Source organism: Micromonospora sp. WMMD754 (assembly GCF_049315235.1).
GTDB classification, from domain to species: domain Bacteria; phylum Actinomycetota; class Actinomycetes; order Mycobacteriales; family Micromonosporaceae; genus Micromonospora; species Micromonospora sediminicola.
This window is the reverse complement of record NZ_CP186058.1, coordinates 492364-509374: the sequence shown is the minus strand read 5'-3', so window position 1 is coordinate 509374 and position 17011 is coordinate 492364. Positions and strand designations below refer to the sequence as shown.

Annotated in this window: 13 protein-coding genes and 1 tRNA gene; 12 read left to right on the top strand and 2 right to left on the bottom strand. The window is 74.5% G+C overall.

All coding sequences use genetic code 11. The features are described 5' to 3' along the window. Positions 1 to 244 precede the first annotated feature (244 nt). The 11 genes from ACN27B_RS02345 (at position 245) to ACN27B_RS02295 (ending at position 14743) form a co-directional block, all read left to right on the top strand. Positions 245 to 1393 (top strand): inositol-3-phosphate synthase, encoded by a 1149-nt coding sequence (locus tag ACN27B_RS02345; protein WP_422743292.1) that lies wholly within the window; start codon positions 245 to 247, stop codon positions 1391 to 1393. Beyond that, positions 1390 to 2289, top strand: a complete 900-nt coding sequence (locus ACN27B_RS02340; protein WP_422743290.1) for an SCO3242 family prenyltransferase — start codon at positions 1390 to 1392, stop codon at positions 2287 to 2289. The genes ACN27B_RS02345 and ACN27B_RS02340 overlap by 4 nt, the downstream gene beginning before the upstream one ends. Next, positions 2286 to 3179: a sugar phosphate isomerase/epimerase family protein gene (locus ACN27B_RS02335; RefSeq protein WP_422743288.1), complete on the top strand. Its 894-nt coding sequence runs from the start codon at positions 2286 to 2288 to the stop codon at positions 3177 to 3179. Before ACN27B_RS02340 ends, ACN27B_RS02335 begins: the two co-directional genes overlap by 4 nt. A gap of 37 nt (positions 3180 to 3216) precedes the next feature. After that, positions 3217 to 3822: an EboA domain-containing protein gene (locus tag ACN27B_RS02330; RefSeq protein ID WP_099164066.1), complete on the top strand. Its 606-nt coding sequence runs from the start codon at positions 3217 to 3219 to the stop codon at positions 3820 to 3822. A 1-nt stretch (position 3823) separates the two neighbouring features. Then, positions 3824 to 4675 (top strand): TatD family hydrolase, encoded by an 852-nt coding sequence (locus tag ACN27B_RS02325; protein WP_091572289.1) that lies wholly within the window; start codon positions 3824 to 3826, stop codon positions 4673 to 4675. Beyond that, entirely contained in the window at positions 4675 to 5862 is a 1188-nt protein-coding gene (gene eboE / locus ACN27B_RS02320; RefSeq protein WP_422743285.1) for a metabolite traffic protein EboE, read from the top strand. Before ACN27B_RS02325 ends, eboE begins: the two co-directional genes overlap by 1 nt. Beyond that, positions 5859 to 7253 (top strand): alkaline phosphatase family protein, encoded by a 1395-nt coding sequence (locus tag ACN27B_RS02315; protein WP_422743283.1) that lies wholly within the window; start codon positions 5859 to 5861, stop codon positions 7251 to 7253. Before eboE ends, ACN27B_RS02315 begins: the two co-directional genes overlap by 4 nt. Further along, entirely contained in the window at positions 7250 to 8317 is a 1068-nt protein-coding gene (locus tag ACN27B_RS02310; RefSeq protein WP_422743281.1) for a polyprenyl synthetase family protein, read from the top strand. The genes ACN27B_RS02315 and ACN27B_RS02310 overlap by 4 nt, the downstream gene beginning before the upstream one ends. A gap of 276 nt (positions 8318 to 8593) precedes the next feature. Beyond that, positions 8594 to 11431 (top strand): RICIN domain-containing protein, encoded by a 2838-nt coding sequence (locus ACN27B_RS02305; protein ID WP_422743279.1) that lies wholly within the window; start codon positions 8594 to 8596, stop codon positions 11429 to 11431. Between the two features lie 20 nt (positions 11432 to 11451). Further along, positions 11452 to 13560 carry a ThuA domain-containing protein gene (locus tag ACN27B_RS02300; protein ID WP_422743277.1) on the top strand — a complete coding sequence of 703 codons (2109 nt, stop codon included), beginning with the start codon at positions 11452 to 11454 and terminating at the stop codon, positions 13558 to 13560. A 172-nt stretch (positions 13561 to 13732) separates the two neighbouring features. Beyond that, a complete protein-coding gene (locus tag ACN27B_RS02295; RefSeq protein WP_099164072.1) occupies positions 13733 to 14743 on the top strand; it encodes a sugar phosphate isomerase/epimerase family protein in 1011 nt (336 codons plus the stop codon). Between the two features lie 106 nt (positions 14744 to 14849). Here the strand turns inward: ACN27B_RS02295 and ACN27B_RS02290 are convergent, their stop codons facing one another. Both ACN27B_RS02290 and ACN27B_RS02285 read right to left on the bottom strand, forming a co-directional pair. Beyond that, positions 14850 to 16034, bottom strand: a complete 1185-nt coding sequence (locus ACN27B_RS02290) for an ROK family transcriptional regulator (RefSeq protein WP_099164073.1) — start codon at positions 16032 to 16034, stop codon at positions 14850 to 14852. A 127-nt stretch (positions 16035 to 16161) separates the two neighbouring features. Beyond that, entirely contained in the window at positions 16162 to 16554 is a 393-nt protein-coding gene (locus ACN27B_RS02285; RefSeq protein ID WP_099164074.1) for a hypothetical protein, read from the bottom strand. 272 nt (positions 16555 to 16826) lie between these two features. Here ACN27B_RS02285 and ACN27B_RS02280 point away from each other — a divergent pair. Next, positions 16827 to 16899: transfer RNA gene (locus tag ACN27B_RS02280), tRNA-Asn, on the top strand. Positions 16900 to 17011: the final 112 nt, after the last annotated feature.

The following is a 17011-nucleotide window of genomic DNA, read 5'->3' as shown; positions in this document are numbered from 1 at the left end:
CCGGGAGACGCGGGGGCCCGACCGGACACCTCCCGCGCGGCGCGGCAGCGCCGCCGACAGCCTTCCGGCGCCGGCCGGCGAGGGCCCGCCGCGGTTGCGCCCCGCGGCGGGGACGAGGCCGGCTCCGGGGAGCGTGCCGCCGGAAGCCCTCCGGGCGGCACGACCAGCACGGCCCTCCGGTGCGGCCGGACCGGGATTCCCCGGCCGCACCGGTGGACCGGCACCGACCTGGGGAGGTAGCGCGATGCGTACAGGTGTCTGGCTGGTCGGAGCACGTGGCTCGGTCGCGACCACCAGCGTGGTCGGGGCGCTCGCCCTGCGGGCCGGGCTGACCGCGCCGACCGGCTGCGTCACCGAACTTCCCGCGCTGCGCGGACCCGCGCTGCCGGGCTTCACCGACCTCGTCTTCGGCGGCCACGACGTGGTCGCCACCCCGCTCACCAAACGCGCCGAGGCGCTCGCCGCCGCCGGGGTGCTGCCCGCCCGGCTGGCCGACGCCGTGGCGCCTGAGCTGGCCGCCGTGGAGGCGGCGCTGCGCCCCGCGCCGACCGACGGTGGCCCGGGCGACCGGATCGCCGCCGTGGTCCGCGACCTCACCGACTTCCGCCGCCGACACGAGCTGGAGCGGGTGGTGGTGGTCAACGTCGCCGCCACCGAGCCGACGCCCGCCCCGCACCCGGCCCACCACGACCCGACCGCGCTGCGCGCCGCGCTGGCCGGTTCGGTCGATGTGCTGCCGGCCAGCTCCCGCTACGCGTACGCGGCGTTCACCGCCGGCTGCCCGTACGTCGACTTCACCCCGTCCACCGGGGCCCGGCTGCCGGCCCTGGTGGCGCTGGCCGACGAGCGCGGACTGCCGTACGCCGGGCACGACGGCAAGACCGGCGAGACGCTGCTCAAGTCGGTGCTGGCGCCGATGTTCGCGATGCGTCACCTGGCGGTGCGTTCCTGGTCCGGGACGAACCTGCTCGGCGGCGGCGACGGCGCCACGCTCGCCGAACCCGCCGCCAACGCCGCCAAGGTGGGCAGCAAGCAACGGGTCCTCGCCGAGACGCTCGGCTACCTGCCGCAGGGCAGCACCCGGATCGACTACGTCGAGGAACTGGGCGACTTCAAGACGGCCTGGGACCTGGTCACGTTCGCCGGCTTCCTCGGCACCGGGATGCGGATGGAGTTCACCTGGCACGGCTGCGACTCCGCGTTGGCCGCTCCGCTGGTGCTCGACCTGGCCCGGCTCACCGCCGCCGCGCACGCCGCCGGCCGCCGGGGCGCGCTGGCCGAGCTGGCGTTCTTCTTCAAGGACCCGCTCGGCGACACCGGCCACGCGCTCGGTGAGCAGTGGGCGGTGCTGTGCGACTTCGTCGCCGGTCTGCACGCCGGGGTGACCCGGTGACCCGGCTGGCCGACCTGGTCGAGCTGGTCCGGGCGCCGGCCGCGCTCTCGGTGCCCGGGGACGTGGTGGCCGGCGCCGCGGCGGCCGGTGCGCTCGACCGGCGTACGCCCGCGCTGGCCGGCGCGTCGGTGCTGCTCTACTGGGCCGGGATGGCCGCCAACGACTGGGCGGACCGGCGGCTGGACGCGGTCGAGCGCCCGGAGCGGCCGATCCCGTCCGGCCGGGTCCGCCCGGCCGTCGCGTGGGGCGTCGCGGCCGGCCTCACCGCCGCCGGCCTCGCCGTCGCCACCGCCGCCGGGGGCCGCCGGGCGGCGGCCGTCGCGTTCCCGCTCGCGGCCACGATCTGGGGGTACGACCTGCGGGCCAAGGACACCGCCGCCGGTCCGGCGGTGATGGCCGCCTGTCGGGGCCTGGACGTGCTGCTCGGCGCGACGGGCGGCCGGGCGGCGCGGGCGTTGCCGGCCGCGCTGACCGTCGCCGCGCACACCTGGACCGTCACCGCGCTGTCCCGCCGCGAGGTGACCGGGATGGCGGACCGGCGGCTGCCCGGGCTCACCCTGGCCGGCACCGCGCTCATCGCGGTCGCCGCCCCGGGCCGGCCGACCGTGTTAAGCGGGGCCCCCTCCTCTACCGGAGGCGTTAAGCGGGGGCCCTTCCTTCGGGTGCCGGCCGTGCTCGCGGCCGGTTACGCCGTCGGGTACGGCCGGGCGCAGGCACGGGTGCTCGCCGACCCAGCGCCGGCCCGGGTGCGGGCCGCCGTCGGCGCCGGCATCACCGGGCTGCCCGCGTTGCAGGGCGCGCTGACCGCCCGGGCCGGCGCGCGGCTGCTCGGCCTCGCCGTCGCCGGGGCCGCCCCGATCGGTCGCCGCCTGGCCCGACTCGTCTCCCCGACATGACCGCCGCGCCGGCGGCACCGACCGCCGCGACTCCGCCCGGGCCGGGCCGGCTGCGCTACGGGTACGGCACCAACGGCTTCGCCAACCACCGCCTCGGCGACGCGCTCGCGGTCCTCGCCGACCTCGGGTACGAGGGCGTCGCGCTCACCCTGGACCACGACCACCTGGACCCGTTCGCCCCCGGGCTGGCCCGCCGGGTGGCCGCCGTGCGCCGCCGGCTCGACGCCCTGGGGTTGGCCGTGGTGGTCGAGACCGGGGCCCGCTACCTGCTCGACCCCCGGCACAAGCACGCCCCGACGCTGCTTCACGACGACCCCGCCCGCCGGCTGGAGTTCCTGCGCCGGGCGGTCCGGGTCGGCGCGGACCTGGGCGCCGAGGCGGTCTCCTTCTGGGCCGGCGTACGCCCGCCGCAGGTGCCGCCGCCCGTCGCCCGGGACCGCCTGGTCGCCGGGTGCGCCACCGTCTGCGCCGAGGCGGAGGCGGCCGGCGTGCCGCTGGGCTTCGAACCGGAGCCGGGGATGCTGGTGGCGGACATCGCCGACTGGTGGTGGCTGCGCGACGCGCTCGGCGCGCCGCCCGGCTTCGGCATCACCCTCGACATCGGACACTGTCGCTGCCTGGAGCCGCGGCCGGTGCCCGAGTGCGTGACGGCGGTCGCCGACCACCTGGTCAACGTGCAGATCGACGACATGCGCCGGGGCGTGCACGAGCACCTGGAGTTCGGCGCCGGGGAGATCGACTTCCCGCCGGTGCTGCGTGCCCTGACCGACGCCGGCTACCCCGGCCTGGTGGCGGTGGAGCTGCCCCGGCACTCGCACGCCGCCCCGACCGTCGCCGCCCGCTCGCTGGACTTCCTGCGCGCCGCCGCCCGGCGCGGCGAGGGGCGGTGACCGACCACCTTCCAGCACCCGGCAGAGGGGAGACGGCATGACACCCGACCGACTGCGCGCCGCGCTGCGGGGCGTACCCGATCCGCAGTGGCTGGACGCGGCGCTGCGCCGCGTCGCGACCGAACCCGCCACGATCCCGCGCTTCTTCGCCGCCGCCGCCCGGCGGTGCGGGCGTGGGCCGGTGCCCGATCCGCCCGGCTGGACCGTCGACGAGACGGTCCGGGCGCTGCTGCTCACCGCGCTGCCGTCCGGCCACGCCGCCGCGGCCGAGGCGCTCTACCGGCACGGCGACGCCGCCGAGCGGCGCGGGGTGCTGCGCGCGCTGCCGCTGCTGCCGATCGGGGCGGAGTGCGTGCCGCTGCTGCACGACGCGATCCGCACCAACGACACCCGGCTGGTCGCCGCCGCGCTCGGCCCCTACGCCCGGCACCTGGAGCAGCCGGCCTGGCGGCAGGCGGTGCTCAAGTGCGTGTTCGCCGGGGTGCCGCTGGCCGTGGTCGACGACCTGACCGGCCGGGCCGACGCCGAGCTGGCCCAGATGCTGGCCGCGTTCGCCGCCGAGCGGCACGCCGCCGGCCGGACCATGCCCGCCGACGCGACCGAGCTGCTGCACCGACTGACCATCACCACCACGGAGGCGTGACATGCGCATCTTCGACCCGCACATCCACATGACGTCGCGGACCACCGACGACTACGAGCGGATGGCCGCCGCCGGCGTGCGCGCGGTGGTCGAGCCGGCGTTCTGGCTGGGTCAGCCGCGCACCAGCGTGGACAGCTTCGTCGACTACTTCGACTCGCTGATCGGCTGGGAGCCGTTCCGGGCCGGGCAGTTCGGCGTCCGGCACCACGCCACCGTGGCACTCAACCCGAAGGAGGCCAACGACCCGCGCTGCCGCCCGGTGCTCGACGTGCTGCCGCGCTACCTGGACAAGGACGGCGTGGTCGCGGTCGGCGAGATCGGCTACGACGCGATGACCCCGGCCGAGGACGCCGCGCTGGCCGGGCAGCTCGCGCTGGCCGTCGGGCACGACCTGCCCGCGCTGGTGCACACCCCGCACCGGGACAAGGCGCGCGGCGTCGAGCGCACCCTCGCCGTGGTCGCCGAGTCGGGCATCGAACCCGGGCGGGTGCTGATCGACCACCTCAACGAGGTCACCGTGAAGCTGGTCCGGGACACCGGCTGCTGGCTGGGCTTCTCCATCTACCCGGAGACCAAGATGTCGCCGCCCCGGATGGTCGAGTTGCTGCGCGCGTACGGGACCGAGCGGATGCTGGTCAACTCGGCCGCCGACTGGGGGCGCTCCGACCCGCTGCTCACCCGGGCCACCGGGGAGGCGATGCTGGCCGCCGGGTTCGACGACGACGAGGTCGACCGGGTGCTGTGGCGCAACCCGGTGGAGTTCTACGGCCAGTCCGGGCGGCTCGACCTCGCCGACCTGGACGCCCCGGCGCCCACCTTCGCCGGCAACTCGATCCTGCGCGGGGGCGAGTGATGCGGCTGCGGCACCCGGACGGCACCACCGTCCATCTCGGCTACTGCACGAACGTCCACCCCGCCGAGGACCTGCCGGGCGTCCTCGCCCAGCTCGACACGTACGCGGTGGCGGTGCGCCGGACGCTCGACACCGACCTGCTCGGGCTGGGGCTCTGGCTGGCCGCGCCGGTGGCCGCTGCGCTCGCCGCCGACCCGGCGGCCCGCCGCCGGCTGCGCCACGAGCTGACCGTACGCGGGCTGGAGGTGGTCACGCTCAACGGCTTCCCGTACGCGGCGTTCCAGGCCCCGGTGGTCAAGGGCGCGGTCTACCACCCGGACTGGACCACGCCCCAGCGGCTGGCGTACACCCTTGACCTGGCCCGGGTGCTGGCCGACCTGCTGCCCGACGACGCGGCCCGGGGCTCGGTGTCGACGCTGCCGCTGGCCTGGCGCACCCCGTGGGACGTCGAACGGGCGGACACCGCCCGGCGCCGGCTGGACGCGCTCGCCGCCGGGCTGGCCGCCGTGCAGCGGGACACCGGCCGGGTGGTCCGGGTCGGCTTCGAACCGGAACCGGGCTGTCTGGTGGAGTCCACGGGACAGGCACGCGCGGTATTGTCAGCCATGGATACCGACCGGCTCGGGATCTGTCTGGACCTGGCGCACCTCGCGTGCGCCTGGGAGGAGCCGGTCGACGCGTTGGCCCGGCTGCGCGACGCCGGGCTGCCGGTGGTCAAGGTGCAGGTCTCCGCCGCCGTCGAGGCGGCCGACCCGGCCGGTTCCACCGACGCGCTGCGCCGCTTCGTCGAGCCGAGGTTCCTGCACCAGACCCGGGCGGCGGGCTGCGCCGGCGCCACCGACCCGGCCGACCCGGCGTGGGCCGCCGACGACCTCGACGCGGCGCTCGACGCGCGGCTGCCCGGGGCGTGGCGGGTGCACTACCACGTGCCGCTGCACGCCCCGCCCGAGCCGCCGCTGCGCTCCACCGTGCCGGTGCTGCGGTCCGCCCTCTCCGCGCTCCTCGCCGGCCCGGCCGCCGGCTGCGACCACCTCGACGTGGAGACGTACACCTGGGGGGTGCTGCCGGAGGCGCGGCGGCCGCGCGGCGACGCGGAGCTGGCCGCCGGCATCGCCGCCGAGCTGGCCTTCGCCCGCGACGAACTGGTCGCGCTCGGGCTGTCCACGGCGGCCGGGGTTCCCTCATGAGCCGCCGGCTGGTGGTGCTCGACGTGGTCGGGCTGACGCCCCGGCTGCTGGCCCACATGCCCCGGCTGCGCGCGGTGGCCGAGGCCGGGTTCACCGCCGAGCTGGGCACCGTGCTGCCGGCGGTGACCTGCTCGGCGCAGGCCACGTTCCTCACCGGGGAGCTGCCCGCCGGGCACGGCGTGGTGGGCAACGGCTGGTACTTCCGCGACCTCGGCGAGGTGCTGCTCTGGCGGCAGCACCACGCGCTGGTCGGCGGTGAGAAGGTGTGGCAGGCGGCCCGCCGGGTGGAGCCGGGCTACCGGGTCGCCAACGTCTGCTGGTGGTACGCGATGGGCGCGGACGTGGACTGGACGGTCACGCCGCGCCCGGTCTACCACGCCGACGGACGCAAGGAGCCGGACTGCTGGACCGACCCGCCCGAGCTGCGGGACACGCTGACCGACGCGCTCGGCACGTTTCCGCTGTTCAGCTACTGGGGGCCGGGCGCCGGGCTGCCGTCGTCGGCGTGGATCAGCCGGGCGGCGCAGCGCATCCTGGCCGACCACGCCCCCGACCTGACCCTGGTCTACCTGCCGCACCTCGACTACGACCTGCAACGGTTCGGGCCCTCCGACCCCCGGGCCGCCGCCTCGGCGGCCGAGCTGGACGCGGTGCTCGGGCCGCTGCTGGACGCGGCCCGGGAGCGGGACGCGACGATCGTCGCGCTCTCCGAGTACGGGATCACCGACGTCTCCCGCCCGGTGGACGTCAACCGGATGCTGCGGTCCGAGGGCCTGCTGCGGGTGTACACCCAGGCCGGGATGGAGTACCTGGACCCGTGGACGTCGCGGGCGTTCGCGGTGGCGGACCACCAGGTGGCGCACGTCTACGTGCGGGACCCGGCGGACGTGCCGGCGGTGGCGAAGCGCTGCGCCGCGCTGCCGGGCGTCGCCGAGGTGCTGGACGCCGCCGGGCAGGCCGGCCACGGGCTGGACCACCAGCGCTCCGGCGAGCTGGTGCTGGTGGCCGAGCCGGATTCCTGGTTCACGTACTACTACTGGTTGGACGACGCCCGGGCGCCCGACTTCGCCCGGCTGGTCGAGATCCACCGCAAGCCCGGCTACGACCCGGCCGAGCTGTTCTTCGACCCGGCCGCTCCGGCCGCCGCGAAACGGCGGGCGGCGGTGGCGCTGGCCCGCAAGAAGCTCGGCCTGCGCTACCTGATGAGCGTGGTGGGGCTGGACGCCGGGGCGCGGGCGGTGCGCGGCTCGCACGGCCGGCTTCCCGCCGACCCGGCGGACGGTCCGGTGCTGCTCTGCTCCGACCCGGCCGCGACCCGGGCCCGGGTCGCGGCGACCGACGTCAAGGCGTTGCTGCTCCAGCTCGCCGGACTGGCCCGGGAGGCGCCATGACCGTCACCGTCGTACCGACCGACCCGGCCCTGCTGCGGGGTCGCTTCGACGCCGCGCTCGCCGCGTTCCTGGACGCGCGTGGGCCGGGTCGGCCGGACGACGGGACGGGGGCCGTCCACGCCGAGATACGCCGGTTCGTGCTGGCCGGGGGCAAGCGGCTGCGGCCGTTGTTCTGCTACTGGGGCTGGCGGGGCTTCGGCGGTCCGGACGGCCGGCCGATCGTGGTCGCCGCGGCGGCGCTGGAGCTGTTCCACGCGTTCGCGCTGATCCACGACGACATCCTGGACCGCAGCGACCGCCGCCGGGGCGAGCCGACGGTGCACCGGCACTTCGCCGATCTGCACGCCCGCTCCGGGTGGCGGGGCGACCCGGCGGCGTACGGCCGGCAGGCGGCGCTGCTCTGCGGTGACCTCTGCGCGACCTGGTCGGCCCAGATGTTCCACGGCTGCGGGCTGCCGGCCGAGCGGCTGCGTCGGGGTCACGCCGTGCTGTCCCGGATGCGGACCGAGGTGATCGCGGGGGAGTACCTGGACGTGACCGCGGCGGCCGGGGACGGCTCGGTGGCGAGCGCGCTGGCGGTGGTGCGGCTGAAGACGGCCCGTTACACCGTCACCCGGCCGGTGCAGGTCGGCGCCGCGCTGGCCGGGGCGGGCCCGGGGGAGGTGGCCGCGCTGGCCGGCTTCGGCGATCCGCTCGGCGATGCGTTCCAGCTCCGCGACGACCTGCTCGGCGTCTTCGGTGACCCGGCGGTGACCGGCAAGTCCGACCTGGACGACCTGCGGGAGGGCAAGCCCACCGTGCTGATGGCGCTGGCCCGGGCGGCGGCCGACCCGACCGGCGCGGCCCGGCTGCGGAAGCTGGTCGGGGATCCGGGCCTGGGTCGGGCCGGGGCCGCCGAGGTGCGGGCCGTCGTCGAGGCGTGCGGGGCGCGCGACGCGGTGGAGCGGATGATCCGGGTCCGGGCGGACGAGGCGCTGGCCGCGCTGGACGGGTTGCCGCTGGACGAGCCGGCGCGGCAGGCCCTGACCGCGCTCGCGTACCGGGCCGTGGACCGTCGCCAGTGACGCCAACTTTTGACGCGTTCCGACAAAAGTGTTTCCGGAACCAGCAGAAGCTATGGACAGGCCAATCGAAAGCCCTTAATGTCGTGCGCAGCACAGAGCTGTTTCGTCGAGGTGAACGCCCGCACCGCCCCGCCTCGTCGAGGTGACCACCGGCCCCGTCGGAGGTCACGGCCCGCCGTAACCGCACCGACGGGCCGGCGCAGCATCCCCCCACCCGGCATCCGGCGCGACGCGCGCCCGGTCCTGGCTGCGCGCGTCAGGAAGGGACAGCACAGCATGTCCAGCCACCCCCACCGCCCCCCAGCCCGACGACGACTCGCCGCCGGATCGGCGCTGCTGCTCGCGGCGGCCGCCGGCGCGGTCACCCTGGCCGCGGCGCCCGTCCCGGCGTCCGCCCACCCCATCCCGGCGAGCGACTTCCAGCAGGTCGAACTCGCCCGAGGTGTCGCCGAGACCGGCGAGCCGATGTCCCTCGCGGTGCTGCCCGACCGGTCGGTGCTGCACACCGCCCGCAACGGCACGCTGCGCCGCACCGACGCGGCCGGCGCCACCACGGTCATCGGGACCCTGCCCGTGTACACCCACGACGAGGAGGGGTTGCAGGGCGTCGGCGTCGACCCCGGCTTCACCACCAACCGGCACATCTACCTCTACTACGCGCCGCCGCTGTCCACCCCGGCCGGGGACGCGCCGGCCACCGGCACCGACTTCTCCGCCTGGCAGGGCGTCAACCGGCTCTCCCGGTTCACGCTCAACGCCGACTTCACGCTCAACCAGGCCACCAAGGTCGACGTGCTCGACGTGCCGGCCGACCGGGGGCTGTGCTGCCACGTCGGCGGCGACATCGACTTCGACGCCGCCGGCAACCTCTATCTGTCCACCGGCGACGACACCAACCCGTTCGACTCCGCCGGCTACGCCCCGATCGACGAGCGCACCAACCGCAACCCCGGGTACGACGCGCAGCGCAGCGCCGGCAACACCAACGACCTGCGCGGCAAGATCCTGCGGATCAAGGTGAACGCCAACGGCACCTACTCGATCCCGAGCGGCAACCTCTTCGCGCCCGGCACCGCGAAGACCCGACCGGAGATCTACGCGATGGGCTTCCGCAACCCGTTCCGGATGAGCGTCGACAAGGCCACCGGCATCGTCTACGTCGGCGACTACGGCCCGGACGCCGGCACCACCTCGGCGCGCGGCCCGTCCGGGCAGGTCGAGTTCGACCGGGTCACCGGCCCGGGCAACTACGGCTGGCCGTACTGCACCGGCACCAACACCGCCGCCGAGACGTACGCCGAGTGGGACTTCGCCACCGGCACCGCCGGTGCGAAGTTCGCCTGCACCGGCGGCCCGACGAACAACTCGTTCCGCAACACCGGCCTCACCACGCTGCCGGCCGCGAAGCCGGCCTGGATCCGCTACGCCGGTGACGCCGGCAGCCCGCCCGAGTTCGGCGGCGGCTCCGAGTCGCCGATGGGCGGCCCGGTCTACCGGTACGACGCGGCCAACCCGTCCACCACCAAGTTCCCGCAGTCCTTCGACGGGCAGTTCTTCGCCACCGAGTTCGGCCGGGGCTGGATCAAGCCGATCCACCTCAACGCCGACGGCTCACCCGGCACCATCGACGCGTTCCCGTGGACCGGCAAGCAGGTGATGGACTCCGCGTTCGGCCCGGACGGCTCCTACTACGTGCTCGACTACGGCACCGGCTACTTCAACGGCGACGCCAACTCGGCGCTGTACCGCTTCGACTACCTCGGCGGGGCCAACCGCGCCCCGGTGGCCCGGGCCGCCGCCGACCGGACCTCCGGCGCCGCCCCGCTGGCCGTGGCGTTCTCCTCGGCCGGCTCGTCCGACCCGGAGGGCGGCGCGCTGACGTACGCCTGGACGTTCGGTGACGGCGGCACCTCGACCGCGGCCAACCCGTCGCACACCTACACCGCGAACGGGCGCTACACCGCCACGCTGACCGTCCGCGACCCGCAGGGCGCCACCGGCACCGCCAGCGTGACGATCACCGTGGGCAACACCGCGCCGACGGTGGTCATCGAGACGCCCGGCAACGGGAAGCTCTTCTCCTTCGGCGACACGGTGCCGTTCCGGATCACCGTCACCGACCCGGAGGACGCCACCATCGACTGCACCAAGGTCAAGATGACCTACGTGCTCGGCCACGACCAGCACGGCCACCAGATCACCTCGGCGACCGGCTGCACCGGCTCGATCGCCATCCCGGTCGACGGCGAGCACGACGACGCGGCGAACATCTTCGCCATCTTCGACGCCGAGTACACCGACTCCGGCGGCCTCACCACCCACACCCAGCACACGCTCCAGCCCCGGCACCGGCAGGCCGAGCACTTCAAGACCGCGTCCGGGATCAACACGTTCGACAAGGGCACCGCCGAGGGCGGCAAGACCGTCGGCGACATCCACAACGGGGACTGGATCGCGTTCCAGCCGTACCTGCTCGCCGACGCCACCGGGTTCACCGCCCGGGTCTCCTCGGCCGGTGTCGGCGGCACGCTCCAGGTGCGGGCCGGCTCGGCCACCGGCACCGTGCTCGGCTCGGCCACCGTCCCGGTCACCGGCGCCTGGGACTCGTTCACCACCGTCACCGGCACCATCACCAACCCGCCGGCCGGCACCACCACGCTCTACCTGACGTTCGCCGGCGGCGCCGGGGCGCTCTACGACCTGGACGCGTTCACGTTCGCCACCTCGGCCGTCCGCACCGGCCCGGTGACGGGCCTGGCCGGCAAGTGCCTCGACGTCCGTAACGCCGCCACCGCCGACGGCACCCAGATCCAGCTCTACACCTGCAACGGCACGGCCGCGCAGTCGTGGACCGTGACGCCGAATTCGACGGTCAAGGCGTACGGCAAGTGCCTGGACGTGTCCGGTGGCGGCAGCGCGGACGGCACGAAGATCCAGTTGTGGACGTGCAACGGCACGGGCGCGCAGAACTGGTCGGCGCAGGCCGACGGGACGGTGCGTAACCCGCAGTCGGGCAAGTGCCTGGACGTGTCCGGCAACAACTCGGCCGACAGCACGCCGGTGCACCTGTGGACCTGCACCGCTGCCGCCAACCAGCGCTGGACCCTACCCTGAGGAATGGAAGGAGAACGCCGATGAGACTCCTCCGCACCGCGCTGGGGGCGGTGACCGCCGTGCTCGCCACCATCGCCTGCACGGCCCCCGCCACCCCGGCGAGCGCCGCCGACGCCCCCTACGACGTGCTGGTCTTCTCCAAGACCGCCGGCTTCCGGCACGACTCCATCGCGGTCGGCACACAGACCGTCCGCGACCTCGGCGCGGCGAACAACTTCACCGTCACCGCGACCGAGGACGCCGCCCAGTTCACCACCGCCAACCTGGCCCGCTTCGAGGCGGTGATCTTCCTCAACACCACCGGGGACGTGCTCAACGCGACCCAGCAGGCCGCGTTCGAGGCGTACATCTCCGGCGGCGGTGGATACGTCGGCGTGCACTCCGCCGCCGACACCGAGTACGACTGGCCGTTCTACGGCAACCTGGTCGGCGCCTGGTTCGCGTCCCACCCGGCGATCCAGCCGGCCACCGTCAGGGTGGAGGACCGGGCGCACGCCGCCACCGCGCACCTGCCGCAGCAGTGGAACCGCACCGACGAGTGGTACGACTACCGCACCAACGCGCGGTCCACCGCGCACGTGCTGGCCAGCCTCGACGAGTCCTCGTACTCCGGTGGCTCGATGGGCGGGGACCACCCGCACGCCTGGTGCAAGCCCTACAGCGGCGGCCGGTCCTTCTACACCGGCGGCGGGCACACCCAGGCGTCCTACGCCGAGCCGGCGTTCCGGGCCCACCTGCTCGGCGGCATCCGCTACGCCGCCGGGCGCACGAAGGCCGACTGCCGGCCGGAGACCGGCTACACCGCGCTCTACAACGGCGGCACCACCGGCTGGTCCCAGGCCGGGCCGGGCAGCTTCACCAACACCGACGCCACGCTCACCTCGGTCGGCGGCATGGGGCTCTACTGGTACAGCGCGAAGCAGTTCACCAACTACTCGCTCAAGCTGGACTGGCGGGTGGCCGGCGACGACAACTCCGGGATCTTCGTCGGCTTCCCGCCGTCGAGCGACCCGAACTCGGCCGTGAACAACGGCTACGAGGTGCAGATCGACCCCACCGACGCGGCCGACCGGACCACCGGCGCGATCTACGGGTTCAAGTCCGCCGACCTGGCGGCCCGGGACGCGGCGCTCAACCCGGCGGGGGAGTGGAACACCTACGAGATCCTGGTGGAGGGCGAGCGCCTCCAGGTCTTCCTCAACGGCGTCCGGATCAACGACTTCACCAACACCGACCCGGTCCGGTCGCTCGCCGGGCACGTCGGCATCCAGAACCACGGCACCGGTGACGACGTGTCGTTCCGCAACATCCGGATCAAGGAGCTGGGCGGTACCCCGCCGCCCACCGGCAGCACCACGGTCCAGGCCGAGTCGTTCAGCGCGGCCAGCGGCGTCAGCGCGTTCACCAAGGCCGGCGCCAACGGCGGGCAGACCCTCGGGTACGTCGACCCGGGCGACTGGGCCGCGTACCAGGGCCTGGACCTGACCGGGGTGACGTCGCTGCGCGCCCGGGTGGTCTCCGGCGGTCCGGGCGGCACCATTCAGGTGCGCACCGGCTCGCCCACCGGCCCGGTGCTCGGCCAGGTGGCGGTGCCGAACACCGGCGGCTGGACCACCTTCGCCGACGTCTCCACGGCGTTGAGCGGGGTGCCGTCGGGCACGCAGACGGTCTACCTGACGTTCACCGGCAGCGGGTCCGGGCTGTTCGACGTCGACGACTTCACGCTGGTCCGCTCGACCGGCACCGGCGGCGTCGGCCCGGTGAAGGGCCTGGCCGGCAAGTGCCTGGACGTGCGGGGCGCGGCCACCGCGGACGGCACGCAGATCCAGCTCTACACGTGCAACGGCACGGCCGCGCAGTCGTGGACCGTGACGCCGAACTCGACGGTCAAGGCGTACGGCAAGTGCCTGGACGTGTCCGGTGGCGGCAGCGCGGACGGCACGAAGATCCAGTTGTGGACGTGCAACGGCACGGGCGCGCAGAACTGGTCGGCGCAGGCCGACGGGACGGTGCGTAACCCGCAGTCGGGCAAGTGCCTGGACGTGTCCGGCAACAACTCGGCCGACAGCACGCCGGTGCACCTGTGGACCTGCACCGGCGCCGCCAACCAACGCTGGACCCTGCCGTGAGGTAGGCCATAGAGTGGGGACGGCGGCCGTGAGGTGGCCGGTGGCCCGGCGGGAGGCGCAACCCGCGGGTTCGCAGACGCTAACGCGTCCACCGGTGCCCTCGGGCCGCCGCCTCCGGTCGCCTCGCCCCGGTCCGCAACGGAATCCCCCATCACGACAGGGGAGAAGGACAATGGCGCGACCCATCACGCTCTTCACCGGCCAGTGGGCCGATCTTCCGTTCGACGAGGTCTGCCGACTCGCCTCCGAGTGGGGCTACGACGGCCTGGAGATCGCCTGTTGGGGCGACCACTTCGAGGTCGACAGGGCGCTCGCCGACGACTCGTACGTCGAGCGCAAGCGGGCCACGCTGGCCAAGCACAACCTCCAGGTCTTCACCATCTCCAACCACCTGGTCGGGCAGGCCGTCTGCGACCACCCGATCGACGAGCGGCACCAGGACATCCTGCCGGCCCGGATCTGGGGCGACGGCGAGCCGGAGGGCGTACGCCGCCGGGCCGCCGAGGAGATGAAGGACACCGCGCGGGCGGCGGCGAAGCTCGGCGTACGGACCGTCGTGGGCTTCACCGGCTCGTCGATCTGGCACACCCTGGCCATGTTCCCGCCGGTGCCGCCGGCCATGATCGAGCGCGGCTACCAGGACTTCGCCGACCGGTGGAACCCGATCCTGGACGTCTTCGACGAGGTGGGGGTGCGGTTCGCGCACGAGGTGCACCCCAGCGAGATCGCCTACGACTACTGGACCACCAAGCGCACGTTGGAGGCGATCGGCCACCGGCCGGCGTTCGGCCTGAACTGGGACCCGTCGCACTTCGTCTGGCAGGAGCTGGACCCGGTGAACTTCATCTTCGACTTCGCCGACCGGATCTATCACGTGGACTGCAAGGACGCGAAGGTCCGCACCGGGGACGGCCGGCGCGGCCGGCTCTCCTCCCACCTGCCCTGGGCCGACCTGCGGCGCGGCTGGGACTTCGTCTCCACCGGGCACGGCGACGTGCCGTGGGAGGACTGCTTCCGGGCGTTGAACGCGATCGGCTACGACGGCCCGATCTCGATCGAGTGGGAGGACGCCGGCATGGACCGCCTGGTCGGCGCGCCGGAGGCGCTCCAGTTCGTCCGCCGCCTCGCCTTCGACGCCCCCTCCGCCGCCTTCGACGCCGCCTTCAGCAGCACCCGCGACTAACCCCCCGCTTTCCGCGATCTTGCAGTTGTGGCCCCCCAGAAACGGGGTGTATCCGGCATCTCGGGGGCCGTAACTGCAAGATCGGCGGCGGGGGGTGGGAGGTGGGTCAGCGGGCGGCGAAGGTCTGGTCGCTGACCAGGCGGGCCGCGCCGATCAGGGCGGCCCGCTCGTCCAGGTCGGACAGGACGATCGGCATGCTGCCGGTGGCCAGCGGGGTGGAGCGCCGGTAGACCACGCCCCGGATCTCGGCCAGCAGGACCGGCCCGATGCCGGGCGGCGCCCCTCCGATGATCACGATGGCCGGGTTGACGAAACTCACCAGCCCGACCAGCACCTGCCCGAGGCGACGGGCGGCGTCGCGGACCAGCGTCTGCGCCGCCGCGTCGCCCTCGGTCGCCGCCGCGGCCACGTCGGCCACCGTCAGCGTGCCGGCCTCCGCGAGCCGGTCCGCCAGCGCCGTCGAGCGCCCCGCCCGCACGGCCGTCACCGCCTCGCGCACCAGGGCGGCGTCCCCGCAGTACGCCTCGACGCAACCGGTGTTGCCGCACCCGCAGAGCGGTCCGTCCTCGGTGAGCTGGAGGTGCCCGATGTCGCCGGCCCCGCTGGCCGCGCCCCGGTGGAGCGTCCCGCCGAGCACCAGCCCGCAGCCGACGGCGTCGCCGAGCTTGACGTAGAGGAAGTCGTCGAACGGTCGGCCGGTGCCGGCGTGCCGCTCGCCCAGGGCCATCGCGTTGGCGTCGTTGTCGACGTGCACCGGGCAGCCCAGCTCGGCGGCGAGCGTGTCGCGTACCGGGAAGCGGTGCCAGCCCGGCAGGGCGGGTGGGGAGACGGGGCTGCCGTCGCGGACGGCGACCGGCGCGGGCAGCGCGACCCCGACTCCGGTCAGCCGGGCCAGCCCGGCCTCGGCCCGCAGCTTGCCGAGCAGCTCGACCGCCCGGCCGACCACCGCCTCGGGGCCGACCCGGACGTCGACCGGCTCGTCGTGCCGGGCCAGCAGGTTCAGCTCGCCGTCGGTGAGGGCGACCCGCAGCCGGCCGTCGCCGACGAGCACCGCGCCGAAGCGCACCTGCGCGCCGACCCGCAGCAGCGACGAGCGACGGCCACCGCGGGACGCCGCCGGGCCGGCGGTCTCCACCAGGCCCAGCTCGGTCAGCCGGTCGACCTCGGCGGCGAACCGTGCCCGGGGCAGCCCCAGCACGTCGACCAGCTCGACCCGTGACCGCGGGCCGTCGTCGCGCAGCAGGCGCAGCAGCCGCGCCTGCTCCGCCGTCTCCGGTCCGACCATCGGCATGTGATCACCTCCCCACGAAGAATGTGCCACACCCGCGTCACGGCGGCGTGACGCGTGAGGAGGTGGCGTCCGGGCACACGGGAGCGGGCCGGTCACCCGAAGGTGGCCGGCCCGCTGTCCGCGTGCGTCAGAGCGTGTTGCCGGTGCTGGACGGCTTGGTGCTCGTGCCGGTCGTGGTCGAGCCGGTGGCGCTGGTCGAGCCCGTGCCGTTGGCGCTGCTCCGGCTGCCGACGGCGGCCGGCGTGCCGGCGAACGGCTTGTCGGCGTCGGAGAGCCCCTGCTTGCCACCGTTGCCGGTGGCGAGCTTCTCGCCGATCTTGGTCTGTCCCAGCTTGTCCTTGCCCTCCGAGTAGAGCCGGGTGGCCTGGGCCTGCGCGACGCCGGCCGCCTCCTGGACGGTCGGGTGGTCGAGCACCTTGCGCCCGCGGACCACCAGCTCCTCGTACTTCTCCCGGCCGGCACGGGCGCCCAGGACGAAGCCCGCAGCCAGCCCGCCAAGGAACATGATCTTTCCGCGCATGGCGGCTCCTTTCGTACCTGACGCTCTGCCGATCCCCGCCGATACCCGGCGGAAGCGACCCACTCGCGCCTACATCCTCTGTCGGTGCCTTAACTACCCATCCTGCTCCGCGCTCATACCTCCCTGTGTCGAGATGGCGATTTGTCCCGTAATCCGCCCTCGGTCCACCGGTCCGGTCGGGTCCGGTAACCCCCTGGCGCACTACCGGCGGATGTCCTGTACTCTTGTCCCCGTCGCACGGCGCGGAGAGATCCGGGTCGGGCGGTGCACGGTCCCCTGTAGCTCAATTGGCAGAGCAGCCGGCTGTTAACCGGCAGGTTATTGGTTCGAGTCCAATCGGGGGAGCTTCGCTCCACGTCACGCCCGTCGGCCCAGGCCGACGGGCGTTCTCCGTTTCCAGGCCCGGGCAGCCGCCTGATTTCCGCCCGCGCGCGACAGCTCGGCCGGCAGGATGGTC

Excerpts from the sequence above, each read along its gene's own strand:
- ACN27B_RS02345 (WP_422743292.1), top strand. The coding sequence starts at position 245 with ATGCGTACAGGTGTCTGGCTGGTCGGAGCACGTGGCTCGGTCGCGACC.
- ACN27B_RS02335 (WP_422743288.1), top strand. The coding sequence starts at position 2,286 with ATGACCGCCGCGCCGGCGGCACCGACCGCCGCGACTCCGCCCGGGCCG.
- ACN27B_RS02330 (WP_099164066.1), top strand. The coding sequence starts at position 3,217 with ATGACACCCGACCGACTGCGCGCCGCGCTGCGGGGCGTACCCGATCCG.
- ACN27B_RS02325 (WP_091572289.1), top strand. The coding sequence starts at position 3,824 with ATGCGCATCTTCGACCCGCACATCCACATGACGTCGCGGACCACCGAC.
- eboE (WP_422743285.1), top strand. The coding sequence starts at position 4,675 with ATGCGGCTGCGGCACCCGGACGGCACCACCGTCCATCTCGGCTACTGC.
- ACN27B_RS02315 (WP_422743283.1), top strand. The coding sequence starts at position 5,859 with ATGAGCCGCCGGCTGGTGGTGCTCGACGTGGTCGGGCTGACGCCCCGG.
- ACN27B_RS02310 (WP_422743281.1), top strand. The coding sequence starts at position 7,250 with ATGACCGTCACCGTCGTACCGACCGACCCGGCCCTGCTGCGGGGTCGC.
- ACN27B_RS02305 (WP_422743279.1), top strand. The coding sequence starts at position 8,594 with ATGTCCAGCCACCCCCACCGCCCCCCAGCCCGACGACGACTCGCCGCC.
- ACN27B_RS02300 (WP_422743277.1), top strand. The coding sequence starts at position 11,452 with ATGAGACTCCTCCGCACCGCGCTGGGGGCGGTGACCGCCGTGCTCGCC.
- ACN27B_RS02295 (WP_099164072.1), top strand. The coding sequence starts at position 13,733 with ATGGCGCGACCCATCACGCTCTTCACCGGCCAGTGGGCCGATCTTCCG.
- ACN27B_RS02290 (WP_099164073.1), bottom strand. The coding sequence starts at position 16,034 with ATGCCGATGGTCGGACCGGAGACGGCGGAGCAGGCGCGGCTGCTGCGC.
- ACN27B_RS02285 (WP_099164074.1), bottom strand. The coding sequence starts at position 16,554 with ATGCGCGGAAAGATCATGTTCCTTGGCGGGCTGGCTGCGGGCTTCGTC.